1 protein-coding gene (cut by a window edge) is annotated in these 13,371 nt (G+C 74.3%); it reads right to left on the reverse strand.

Going from position 1 to position 13,371, the window contains the following annotated elements; genetic code table 11:
- Positions 1 to 13,371, reverse strand: partial view of a type I polyketide synthase gene (locus BX286_RS37785; protein WP_121017944.1) — the end only. 14,859 nt of this gene lie beyond the right edge of the window; 13,371 of the gene's 28,230 nt are visible here — the last part of the coding sequence; its start codon lies off the right edge, out of view; it ends in the stop codon at positions 1 to 3.

The following is a 13,371-nucleotide window of genomic DNA, read 5'->3' on the forward strand; positions in this document are numbered from 1 at the left end:
TCAGCCGACGCGTCCCAGACCCCTGATGAAGTCGAAGAGGTCGTCGTCGCTCGCCGATGCCAGGGAGTCCACCACGGCATCCGCCTCCGCGGCGGCGTCGCGCTGCTGCTCGGCCCCGTCGGACCACTTGGCCAGCATGCCCTGGAGCCGCATCCGCACCTTGCTGCGGGTGAGCTGGTCGGGGGCGGCGCCGTCGAGCGCCGCCTCCAGGGCGTCCAGGTCGTCCAGCAGGGCCGGCCCGTCGGCGGCGGCGCCCAGCAGCTCGGACTTCAGCAGGTGGACGACGGCGGCCGGAGTCGGGTGGTCGAAGACCAGGCCGGCAGGCAGTCTGGTGCCGGTCTCCCGGGTGAGCCGGTTGCGCAGTTCCACGGCCGACAGGGAGGTGAACCCGATCTCCAGGAAGGGCCGCTGCGGGTCGAGCGCCATGGGCTCTGCCCGGCCGAGGACGTCGGCGGCGTGCCTGCCGAGCAGTTCGAGCAGGACGGCGTCCTGTCCGGCAGGGCCCTCCGCTGCGAGGCCGGCGCGCAGCTGCGCGGCGGCCCCCTCGTCCACCTGCTCGTACTCGGTGACCGACTGGCGCACCCGCTGCTGCCAGGACAGCAGCGCCGGCAGCACCTCGCGCAGCGGCCGGTCGACGTCGACGGCCAGGCTCTGGGTCAGCGACGTCAGGTCCCCGTCGTCGACGGCGTCCTCGACCGCCTCCCAGAACCGGGCGCCCACCGCCCGGCCGGACGGCTGCCGCGTCTGCTCCGGCCAGTAACGTTCGCGCTGGAACGCGTACGTCGGCAGTTCGGCCGGGGCGGCGGCCGCCCCGGCGAAGTGCGCGGCCCAGTCGATCCGCGCCCCTGCCGCGTACAGCTGGGCGAGTGCCGAGACCACGGCCGCGGCGCCGTCGCGGTCGGCGCGCTGCGCGGCGACGAAGGCGCCGTCGGGCACGCATTCGGCGCCCATCGCCGACAGGACGGCGTCGGAGCCGATCTCCAGGAAGCGGGTGGCGCCCTGCGCGCGCAGGGTGCTCATGCCGTCGGCGAAGCGGACGGCCTCGCGCACGTGCCGCACCCAGTAGTCGGGGGCGCACAGCTCCGTCGCGGAGGCGGCCTTGCCGGTGACGTCGGAGACGACCGGGATGCGCGGCGCCGCGTAGGCGACCGACTCGGCGACCTTGCGGAAGTCCGCCAGCATCGGCTCCATCAGCGGGGAGTGGAAGGCGTGGGAGACGGTCAGCCGCTTGGTCTTCACCCCGCGCTCCTCGAGCTCGGCGACGATCCGCGCGACGGCCGGACCGGCGCCCGAGAGCACGGTGGAGCGCGGGCCGTTGACGGCCGCGATGCCCACGTCCCCGTCCGCCGGGAGCAGTTCGGCGACCTCCGCCTCGGCGGCGCGCACCGAGACCATCACACCGCCCTCGGGCAGAGCCTGCATCAGCCGGCCGCGGGCGGCAACCAGGCGGGCCGCGTCCTCCAGGGAGAAGACCCCCGCGACGTGCGCGGCCGCGATCTCCCCGATGGAGTGGCCGAGGAGGTGGTCGGGCAGCACGCCCCAGCTCTCCACGAGCCGGTACAGGGCCACCTCGAAGGCGAACAGGGCGGGCTGGGTGAACCCGGTACGGTTCAGCTCGGTGGCGTCGTCCGCGAACATCACCTCGCGCAGCGGCCGCTCCAGGTACGGGTCCAGGTGCAGGCACGCCGCGTCGAGGGCCGCCGCGAAGGCGGGGAACGCGGCGTACAAATGCCGGCCCATGCCGGCCCGCTGCGCGCCCTGCCCGGCGAAGAGGAACGCGGTCCGGCCGGTGGTCGCGGTGCCGCGGACCAGTCCGGCGGCCGGTCCGCCGCCGGCGAGTGCCGCCAGGGCGTCCAGCGCGGCGGAGTGGTCCTCGACGACGACCACCGCACGGTGTTCGAAGGCGGTCCGGGTGGTGGCCAGCGCGTGCGCCACGTCCCGGACAGGCGCGGGCCGGCCGGTGAGCTGGGTGCGCAGGGCGGCCGCCTGCGCGGACAGTGCCTGCTCGGTGCGGCCGGAGAGCACCCACAGGGAGGGGGCGGTGGCGTCCGCGGCTTCCCCGGCGTCCGCCCGCGCGGGCGTGCCGGTGCCGGCGGGGGCCCCGGTGTCCCCGGCCTCCCCGGTGCCTTCGGCCGCCTCGAGGATGACGTGCGCGTTGGTGCCGCTGAAGCCGAACGAGGAGACGCCGGCCCGCCGCGGCCGCTCGCCACCCCCGGGCCACGCCCGCTCGCCGGTCAGCAGGGCGACCGCGCCGGAGGCCCAGTCGACGTGCGGCGACGGCTCGTCGGCGTGCAGGGTGCGCGGCAGTGTGCCGTGCTCCATGGCGAGGACCATCTTGATGATGCCGGCCACACCGGCCGCCGCCTGGGTGTGTCCGATGGAGGACTTCACCGAGCCCAGCCACAGCGGCTCGCGGCCGGTGCGCTCCTGCCCGTAGGTGGCGAGGAGGGCCTGGGCCTCGATGGGGTCGCCGAGCGAGGTGCCGGTGCCGTGCGCCTCGACGGCGTCGACGTCGGCCGGGGCCAGTCCGGCGTTGGCGAGCGCCTCGCGGATGACGCGCTGCTGGGCGGGCCCGTTGGGGGCGGTGAGGCCGTTGGAGGCGCCGTCCTGGTTGACGGCGGAGCCGCGGACCACGGCGAGGACGCGGTGGCCGTTGCGCCGGGCGTCGGAGAGGCGCTCCACCAGGAGCACGCCGACGCCCTCGGACCAGCCCGTGCCGTCGGCGTCGGCGGAGAACGCCTTGACGCGGCCGTCGGCGGCGAGCCCGCCCTGCCGGGCGAACTCGATGAACGCGCCCGGCGTCGACATGACGGTGGCACCGCCGGCCAAGGCCAGGTCGCACTCGCCGCCCCGCAGCGCCTGCGCCGCCAGGTGCAGGGCCACCAGCGACGAGGAGCAGGCCGTGTCGACGGTGACCGCCGGGCCCTCCAGGCCCAGCGCGTACGAGACCCGGCCGGAGATCACGCTCGCGCCGCTGCCGGTGGCGAGGAAGCCCTCGACGCCGGTGGTCCCGGCGCCCAGCAGCAGGTTGGTGTAGTCCTGCCCGTTGGTGCCGGCGAAGACGCCGGTACGGCTGCCGCGCAGCGACGCCGGGTCGATCCCGGCCCGTTCGACGGCCTCCCAGGAGGTTTCCAGCAGCAGCCGCTGCTGGGGGTCCATGGCGAGGGCCTCGCGGGGCGAGATCCCGAAGAAGTCGGCGTCGAACTCGCCCACGGCGTCCAGGAACCCGCCGCGACGGGTGTAGGAGGCCGAGCCGTCGACGTCGTACAGCTCCTCCAGGACGTCCCAGCCGCGGTCGTCCGGGAACTCCGACAGTCCGTCGCGGCCCGATGCCAGCAGCCGCCACAGGTCCTCCGGGCCGGTGACCCCGCCCGGGAACCGGCAGGCCATGCCGACGATCGCGACGGGCTCGTCGACCGGGCCGCGCACCGCGGGCTCCGCCGCGCGCGGGCGTGCGTCCGTGGCGGCCTCCTCGAGGCCGGCCAGCAGTTCGGTGCGCACGTGCGCGGCGAGCAGGCCGGGTGTCGGGTGGTCGAAGACCAGGGTGACGGGCAGGACGAGCCCGGTGAGGGCGGTCAGCGCCTCGCGCAGCTCCACGGCGCTCAGCGAGGTGAAGCCGAGGTCGCGGAAGGCCCGGTCTTCCTCCACCTCGTCGGCCGGGCCGAGGCCCAGCACGGTGGCGACGGCGTCGCGCACGAGGTCCCAGACCGCCTGCCGCCGCTCGACCCCACCGAGCGCGGCCAGCCGCTCCCGCAGGCCGGCTCCCTCGGCGGGCTCCTCCCCGTGCGGGCCGGGCGCGGACGCCCGGTCCTGCGCGGGGGCGGCCGCGGCGACCAGCTCGGCGAAGAACGGGCTCGGGCGCAGGGTGGCGAACAGGCGGGTGAACCGCGCCCAGTCCGCGTCGACGACCGTCAGGTCGGCCACCGCCCCGGCCGCCGCCCCGTGCAGGACGCCCACCGCCCTGTCCGGCGCCATCGCGGTCAGGCCGCGCCGGCTCAGGTGCTCGACGGTCCCGGCGTCCGCCATGCCGCCGTCGGCCCAGGGGCCCCAGGCGACCGAGGCCGCCACCAGGCCCTGGGCGCGCCGGCGCTGGACGAGCGCGTCGAGCGCGGCGTTGGCCGCGGCGTACGCGCCCTGGCCGGCGCCGCCCCAGACGCCCGCGATCGAGGAGAAGAGGACGAACGCGTCCAGCTCGGCGGCCCGGGAGGGCTCGCTGAACAGGGCGTCCAGGTGACGGGCGCCGAGGACCTTGCCGGCCTGGACGTCGGCCAGTTCGGCCGCGTCGAGCGCGGCGAGCGCGACGGAGGCACCGGGCACACCGGCGGCGTGCACGACACCCCGGACCGGGCCGTCCTGCTCCAGACCCTCCACGAGGGCACGGACCTGACCGGCATCAGCCACATCACAGGCCACAACGGTCACCCGCACCGCGTCCGAGGTGAGCTCGTCCGCGAGCTCCTTCGCACCGGGCGCATCAAGTCCCCGACGGCTGGTCAGCACCACGTGCTCGGCGCCTTCGGCCACCAGCCAACGCGCCACATGCGCACCCAGCGCACCCGTACCACCCGTCACCACAACCGTCCCGCGCGGACGCCAACCCTCGGAATCGGAGGAAGACGGCTCGGCCGGCCGCAAGCGACGGCCATACACACCCGCCGCACGCACCGCGACCTGGTCCTCCCCCGCCGTGCCGGCAAGAACACCACGCAGACGGGCAGCCGCGCGCTCGTCCAGCACCTCGGGAAGGTCGACCAGACCACCCCAACGCCCCGGGTGCTCCAGGGCCACGACCCGGCCCAGACCCCACACCAGGGACTGCTCCACACCCTCCTCGCGAAGGACATCGGAGCGGCCGATCGACACGGCACCCCGGGTCAGGGACCACATGGGCGCCTCGCACTCGGCATCACCCAGAGCCTGGACCAGCTCCAGCGTCCCGACCAGACCGCGCAACGACACCACACCCGTGACACCGTCCACCAGCCCGGCCACACGCCCGGCAAGCTCCACCCGGCCCTCACCCGAAGGCACGACCACAACCCGCCCGGCCAACGCACCGGCCACCCACTCGGTCAGCGGACCGTCCTCGTCCGCCACCACCAGCCACGAACCAGCCGACTCCGTCGACGCCGGCTCGGCCAACGGCTTCCAGGCGACCCGGTAACGCCACCCGTCCACCGCCGACTGCTCACGCCGACGCCTACGCCACGAAGACAGCGCCGGCAGCACAGCACCCAGCGAACCGCCCTCGACGTCCAGGGCCTCGGCCACAGCGCCCAAGTCCTCCCGCTCCACCGCTTCCCAGAACTCCGCGTCCACCGCGTCGGTCTCGACCCCGGCCGGCTCGGCGGGAGCCTTGGCCTGCGGCCAGTAGCGCTGGTGCTGGAAGGAGTACGTCGGCAGCTGCACGTTCCGCGCGCCGGACCCGGCGAAGAAGGCCTTCCAGTCGGCCTCCGCACCGTGGGCCAGTGCCTTCGCCGCCATGCTCTTGACCGCTTCGGGCTCCGACCGGTCGCGACGCAGCGCGGGGACGAAGACCGCGGCGGCGGCGACGCATTCGGCGCCCATCGCGGACAGGACCCCGTCCGGGCCGAGCTCGACGAAGCGGGTCACGCCGAGGGCGTCCAGCGCGGCCATGCCGTCGGCGAAGCGGACCGCCTCGCGGACGTGCCGCACCCAGTACTCCGGCGAGCAGAGCTCCCCTGCCGAAGCCACCTCACCCGTGAGGTTCGAGACCACGGAGATCCGCGGTGCGGCGAACACGACCGATTCCAGGACGGCACGGAACTCGTCCAGCATCGGGTCCATCAGCGGCGAGTGGAACGCGTGGCTGACCGTCAGCCGCTTGGTCTTCACCCCGCGCTCGCCGAGCGCGTCCGCGATGGCGGTCACGGAATCGGCTGCGCCCGAGACCACCACGGACTGCGGCCCGTTGACGGCCGCAATGCTCACGTCTGCGTACGCGGCGACCAGCTCGGCCACCTCCGCCTCAGCCGCACGCACCGACACCATCGCGCCACCAGCCGGCAGCGCCTGCATCAGCCGGCCGCGCGCGACGACCAGCCGCGCCGCGTCCGACAGCGAGAACACCCCGGCCACGTGCGCGGCGGCGATCTCACCGATGGAGTGACCCATGAGGTAGCCGGGCCTCAGGCCCCAGCTCTCCACCAGCCGGAACAGGGAGACTTCGAGCGCGAACAGGGCCGGCTGCGTGAACTCGGTGCGGTCCAGCTCGGCGGAGTCCTCCGCGAACATCACCTCCCGCAGCGAACGCCCCAGCTCCGGGTCGATCTCCGCACACACCGCGTCCAGCGCCTCCGCGAACACCGGGAACGCGGCATACAGCTCCCGCCCCATCCCGGCCCGCTGCGCACCCTGACCCGTGAACAGGAACCCCGTGCGGCCGTCGTCGCTGCGGCCGGTTGCGGTGCCCGGTGCCGGGCGGCCTTCGGCCAGGGCGCGGAGGCCGTCGGTCAGCTCCTCGCGGTCGGTGCCCAGTACGACCGCCCGGTGCTCGAACGCCGTGCGCCCCGTCAGGAGCGAGTACGCGACGTCGAGCGCGACGGCCGCGGGCCGTTCGGCGAGGTGGTCGCGCAGGGCGGAGATCTGGGCCTTCAGCGCCGGTTCCGTCCTGGCCGAGACCACCCAGGGCAGCGGGACCGCCGCCCCGTCCGGGTCCGGGTCGGGGCTCCCGGCGGCGCCGGGGCCCTGCTCCAGGATCGCGTGGGCGTTGGTGCCGCTGATCCCGAAGGACGACACGCCGGCCCGCCGCGGGCGGTCGCCCTGCGGCCACTCGCGCGCCTCGGTCAGCAGTTCCACCGCTCCGGCGGACCAGTCCACCTGCGGGGTGGGCTCGTCCACGTGCAGGGTCTTCGGCAGCATGCCGTGCTGCATCGCCATCACCATCTTGATCACGCCGCCGACGCCGGCCGCGGCCTGCGTGTGGCCGACATTGGATTTCAGGGAGCCGAGCCACAGCGGCTCGTCGCCGTCGCGTTCCTGCCCGTACGTGGCGAGCAGTGCCTGCGCCTCGATCGGGTCGCCGAGCTTCGTGCCGGTGCCGTGCGCCTCCACCGCGTCGACCTCGGCCGCCGACAGACCGGCGTTGGCCAGGGCCTGGCGGATCACGCGCTGCTGGGACGGGCCGTTCGGGGCGGTCAGCCCGTTGGAAGCCCCGTCCTGGTTGACGGCCGTGCCACGGACGACGGCCAGCACGCGGTGGCCGTTGCGCTCGGCGTCCGAGAGCCGCTCCAGGACCAGCATGCCCACGCCCTCGGCCCAACCCGTGCCGTCGGCTGCCGCGGCGAACGCCTTGCAGCGGCCGTCGAAGGAGAGCCCGCGCTGCTTGCTGAACTCCACGAAGGTGGACGGGGTCGCCATGACGGTGACGCCGCCCGCGAGGGCCATCGTGCACTCGCCGTTGCGCAGCGCCTGCGCCGCCCAGTGGAGGGCGACCAGGGAGGACGAGCAAGCCGTGTCAACGGTCACCGCCGGGCCCTCCAGGCCCAGGGTGTACGAGACGCGGCCGGACAGCACGCTGCCCGAGTTGCCCGTGCCCACGTAGCCTTCGAGGCCCGCGTCGCCGCCGGCGAGGACGTAGCCGGCGTAGTCGTGGTACATGAGGCCGGCGAACACGCCGGTGGCGGTGCCGCGCAGCGTCGTGGGGTCGATGCCGGCGTACTCGATGGCCTCCCAGGAGGTTTCCAGCAGCAGCCGCTGCTGGGGGTCCATGGCGAGGGCCTCGCGCGGCGAGATCCCGAAGAACGCGGCGTCGAAGTCCGCGACGTTGTCGAGGAATCCGCCCTCGCGGGTGTAGCTGGTCGCGCCCTGTCCGCCCTCGGGGTCGTAGACCTTGTCGAGGTCCCAGCCACGGTCGGTGGGGAAGGGGGAGATGCCGTCGCCGCCCTGGGCGACGAGGCGCCAGAGGTCCTCGGGGCTGGTGACGCCGCCGGGGTAGCGGCAGCTCATGCCCACGATCGCGATGGGCTCGTCCGCGCCGATGGCGTTGCCGGCCGGCACGGGGGTCGCCCGTGCCGCGAGCGGCTCGTCCGCGTCTCCGAGGAGCTCGCCGCGCACGTACTCGGCCAGGACCGACGGCGTCGGGTAGTCGAAGACGAGCGTGGCCGGCAGGCGCAGGCCGGTGGCCGTGTTGAGCCGGTTGCGCAGTTCCACGGCGGTCAACGAGTCGAAGCCGAGCTCCGTGAACGGCCGGTCCGCACCCACCCGGGCGGGGGAACCGTGGCCGAGTACGGCCGCGGCGTGCGTCCGCACCAGCTCCAGGACCGCCCCGGACCGCTCCTCGGTGGGCAGGGCCACGAGTCGGTCGACCAGCGTGGACGATCCGTTCACCGCCGCGGAGGCGGTGCGCCGTGCGGGGGCGGGGACCAGGCCGCGGAGGACCGGGGCCACGCCCGCCGAAGCGGCCAGCGCCCGCATCCGGGCCAGGTCCAGCCGGACCGGCACCAGCGCCGGCTCGAGGCCGCCGACGGTCGCGTCCAGCAAGGCCAGACCCGTCACGACCGGGATGGGCAGTACGCCGCCGCGCGACATGCGCTCGACATCGGCCGAGGTCAGCGAGGCACCCATGCCCGCCGTCTCCTCCCACAGGCCCCAGGCCAGGGAGGTGGCAGGGAGGCCCAGGCCGTGGCGGTGGGCGGCGAGGGCGTCGAGGAACGCGTTGGCCGCCGCGTAGTTGGCCTGGCCGGCACCACCGAAGACACCGGCTGCGGAGGAGAACAGGACGAAGGCGTCCAGGTCCGCGTCACGGGTCAGTTCGTGGAGGTGCCAGGCCGCGTCGACCTTGGCCCGCAGGACCTTCGAGAGCCGTTCGGGGGTCAGCGAGGCGATGGTCCCGTCGTCGACCACACCGGCGGCGTGGACGACCGCCTTGACCGGGTGGGCGGCCAGCAGGGAAGCCAGAGCCTCCCGGTCGGAAACGTCACAGGCCGCGACGGTCACCGACGCGCCCAGCTCCTCCAGCTCGCCGCGCAGCCCGTCAGCACCCGGAGCGTCCAGGCCCCGCCGGCTGACCAGCACCAGATCCCGCACCCCGTGCCCGGTCACCAGATGCCGGGCCACCACAGCACCCAGACCACCCGTACCACCGGTCACCAACACCGGACCCGCACCGAACCCACCGGCGTTCGGTGCACTCTGAGCCGCCCGCACCAGACGCGGCACGAGCACCCGCCCGTCCCGGACGGCCACCTGCTGCTCACCGGAGGCGACGACCGAGGCGATCAGCCCTGCCGTCAGCGCGTCACGGTCGTCCACATCAACGAGAACGAACCGGCCCGCACCCTCCGACTGGGCGGAGCGCACCAGACCCCACACGACGGACGCCGCCACATCGGCGACCTCCGCCCCACCGGCGGCCACGGCACCCCGCGTCACCAGCACCAGGGCCCGGTCCTCCTCCGCCCAGCCCCGCACCAGCTCCAGGGCCCGCGACGCCACCGCGAACGCGGCCCCAGGCACCTCGACGTCGACATCAGACGTCAGGTCGACCACGACCATGTCACCGTCGTCCTGGGCATCGGCCACGGCCACCGGGCTCCAGTCGAGCCGGAACAGGGAGTCCCGTTCCACGCCACCGGACGCCGCCGCCACCTGACCGTCGACCGGCCGCAGCACCAGCGAATCCACCACGAGGACCGGCTCACCGGCACCATCCGCAACGGCCAGCGACACCGCACCCGTACCCGCGGGCGTCAGACGCACCCGCAGCTGCGAGGCACCGGCGGCGCGCAGGGACACACCCGACCAGGCGAACGGCAGCCAGCCACCCGCGCCTTCGTGCGGGAGCAGACCGCCCACGCCCAAGGCGTGGAGGGCAGCGTCCAGCAGCGCCGGGTGCAGACCGTAGCGGCCGGCCTCAGCCGCCGCGTCCTCGGGCAGCGCGACGTCTGCGAAGACCTCGTCGCCCGAACGCCAGACCGCCCTCAGCCCCTGGAAGGCGCCTCCGTACGCGAATCCGGCCTCGGCGAGGCGCTCGTACAGCCCCTCCACCGGGACCTCGGCCGCACCGGCCGGCGGCCACGCCGACAGGTCCATGCCCGCAACGGGCTCCTCGGCGCCCACCACACCAGAGGCGTGGCGCTGCCACGGCTCGTCGAACTCCCCCGCGTCCGGGCGGGAGAAGAAGTCCACCGACCGCAGACCAGCCTCGTCCGCGCCACCCACCACGACCTGCACCTGGACACCACCGGACTCCGGCAGCACCAACGGCGCCTCGATCGTCAGCTCCACCAGCCGACCGCAGCCCACCTGGTCACCGGCCCGCACCGCCAACTCCACGAACGCCGTCCCCGGCAGGATCACCGTCCCGCCGACCGCGTGCCCCGCCAGCCAGGCGGGGTCGTCGTGCCCGATCCGGCCGGTGAACAGGCAGCCGCCACCTTCCGCGAGGGTCACGGCCGCTCCCAGCAGCGGGTGTTCCGCCGCTCCGAGTCCCAGACCGGCGGCGTCGGCGACCTTCGGGGTCGCCTTGCGCGGCCAGAAGCGCTCGCGCTGGAAGGCGTACGTCGGCAGCTCGACGAGCCCGGCGCTCGAACCCGCGAAGAAAGCCGGCCAGTCCGCCGACGCACCGTTCACGTATCCCTGCGCGAGGGCCGACACCACGGACTCGGCTTCCGGCCGTCCCTTGCGCAGGGCGGGGACGAAGAGCGCGGCGGCATCGACACACTCGGCGCCCATGGCGGAGAGCACGCCGTCGGGACCGAGCTCGACGAACCGGGTCACGCCCTGCTTGTGCAGGGTGGCGACACCGTCGGCGAAGCGGACCGCCTCGCGAACGTGGCGCACCCAGTACTCGGGCGAGCAGAGCTCTTCCGCGGAAGCCACCTCACCCGTGAGGTTGGAGACCACGGGGAGGGTCGGCGCGGCGAAGTCGACGGACCCCAGGACGGCACGGAACTCGTCCAGCATCGGGTCCATCAGCGGCGAGTGGAACGCATGGCTCACCGTCAGCCGCTTGGTCTTCACCCCGCGCTCGGCCAGCACACCCGCGAGGGCGGTCACCGAGTCTTCGGCTCCCGAGACCACGACAGAACTCGGCCCGTTGACGGCCGCGATACTCACGTCTGCGTACGCGGCGACCAGCTCGGCCACCTCCGCCTCGGAAGCCCGCACCGACACCATCGCACCACCAGCCGGCAGCGCCTGCATCAGCCGACCACGCGCAACAACCAGACGCGCCGCATCAGCCAGCGAGAACACCCCGGCGACATGCGCGGCGGCGATCTCACCAATGGAGTGACCCAGCAGATAGTCGGACTTCAGACCCCAGCTCTCCACCAGCCGGAACAGGGCGACCTCGATGGCAAACAGCGCCGGCTGCGTGAACTCCGTACGGTCCAGCTCAGCCGACTCGGCTGCAAACATCACCTCCCGCAGCGAACGCCCCAGCACCGGGTCGATCTCCGCGCACACCGCGTCCAGCGCCTCCGCGAACACCGGGAAGGCGGCGTACAGCTCGCGCCCCATCCCGGCGCGCTGCGCACCCTGACCCGTGAAGAGGAAACCCGTCTTGCCGGGCGTCACCACGCCCTGGACAACCCCCTCGGCCGCCTCGCCCCGCGCGAGCGCCTCCAGCGCCCCCCGGTGGTCCGGGCCGAGGACGACCGCCCGGTGCTCGAAGGCCGTACGCGTCACGCCCAGCGCATGGGCGACGTCCAGGTCGGTTGCGTCGTCGGCGATGGCCGACCGCAGTCGGGCGGCCTGGCCGCGCAGGGCGGCTTCCGACCGGCCGGAGACGGTCCAGGGGAGGACCGGGAGCACGTGGGCGGATCCACCAGCCGACTGCTCGGCCCGTTCCGGGGCCTGCTCCAGGACGGCGTGGGCGTTGGTGCCGCTGAAGCCGAACGAGGAGACGGCCGCGCGGCGCGGACGGCCGGTCCGCGGCCATTCCCGCTGCTCGGTGAGGAGTTCCACCGCGCCCGCTTCCCAGTCGATCTGCGGGGAGGGCTCGTCGACGTGCAGGGTGCGCGGCAGGACGCCGTGCTGCATTGCCATGACCATCTTGATCACACCGCCGACGCCGGCGGCGGCCTGCGTGTGACCGATGTTCGACTTGAGCGAGCCGAGCCACAGCGGCTCCTCGCCGCCGCGCTCCTGCCCGTACGTGGCCAGCAGCGCCTGCGCCTCGATCGGGTCGCCCAACGTCGTACCGGTGCCGTGCGCCTCGACGGCGTCCACCTCGGCGGGGCTGAGCCTCGCGTTGGCGAGGGCCTGGCGGATGACGCGCTGCTGGGACGGACCGTTCGGGGCGGTCAGACCGTTGCTCGCACCGTCCTGGTTGACGGCCGTGCCACGGACGACGGCCAGTACGCGGTGGCCGTTGCGCTCGGCGTCCGACAGGCGTTCCAGGACCAGCATGCCCACGCCCTCGGACCAGCCCGTGCCGTCCGCGGCGCCCGCGAAGGACTTGCAGCGGCCGTCGGGGGCGAGCCCCTGCTGGCGGCTGAAGTCGATGAACGCCGTCGGCGTGGACATGATCGTGGCACCGCCCGCGAGGGCCATCGTGCACTCACCGCTGCGCAGCGCCTGCGCAGCGAGGTGCAGGGCCACGAGCGAGGAGGAGCACGCGGTGTCGACGGTGACGGCCGGGCCCTCGAAGCCGAAGGAGTACGAGACGCGGCCCGATGCGACGCTGCCCGCGGTGCCGATGCCGAGGTATCCGGCGGCGTCCTCGGCGCTGGAGCCGAGGAGCGAGGCGTAGTCGTTGTACATCACGCCGGTGAAGACGCCGGTCGCGCTGCCGCGCAGGGTGGCGGGGGCGATGCCGGCCCGTTCGATCGCTTCCCAGGAGGTTTCCAGCAGCAGCCGGTGCTGGGGGTCCATGGCGAGGGCCTCGCGCGGCGAGATCCCGAAGAACTCCGGGTCGAACTCGCCGACGTTCGCGAGGAAGCCGCCCTCGCGGGTGTAGCTGGTGGCCCCGTCCCGGGCGTCCGGGTCGTAGAGGGCATCGCCGTTCCAGCCACGGTCGGTGGGGAAGACGGTGATGCCGTCGCCGCCCTGGGCGACGAGGCGCCAGAGGTCCTCGGGGCTGGTGACGCCGCCGGGGTAGCGGCAGCTCATGCCCACGATCGCGATGGGCTCGTCCGCGCCGATGACGGCCGGCGCCGCGGCCGACTGCGCCGGGGCGGAGGCCTCCGCGTCCCCGACGAGCTCGCCGCGCACGTACTCGGCGAGCACCGCCGGGGTCGGGTAGTCGAAGACGAGCGTGGCCGGCAGGCGCAGGCCGGTGGCCGTGTTGAGCCGGTTGCGCAGTTCCACGGCGGTCAGCGAGTCGAAGCCGAGCTCGGTGAAAGCGTGGTGGAGCTCGATCCCCTGCGGGGAGGCGTGGCCCAGCACGGCCGCGACGTCGGCGCG

Source organism: Streptomyces sp. 3211.6 (assembly GCF_003634815.1).
In the GTDB taxonomy this organism is placed as follows: Bacteria; Actinomycetota; Actinomycetes; order Streptomycetales; family Streptomycetaceae; genus Streptomyces; species Streptomyces katrae_A.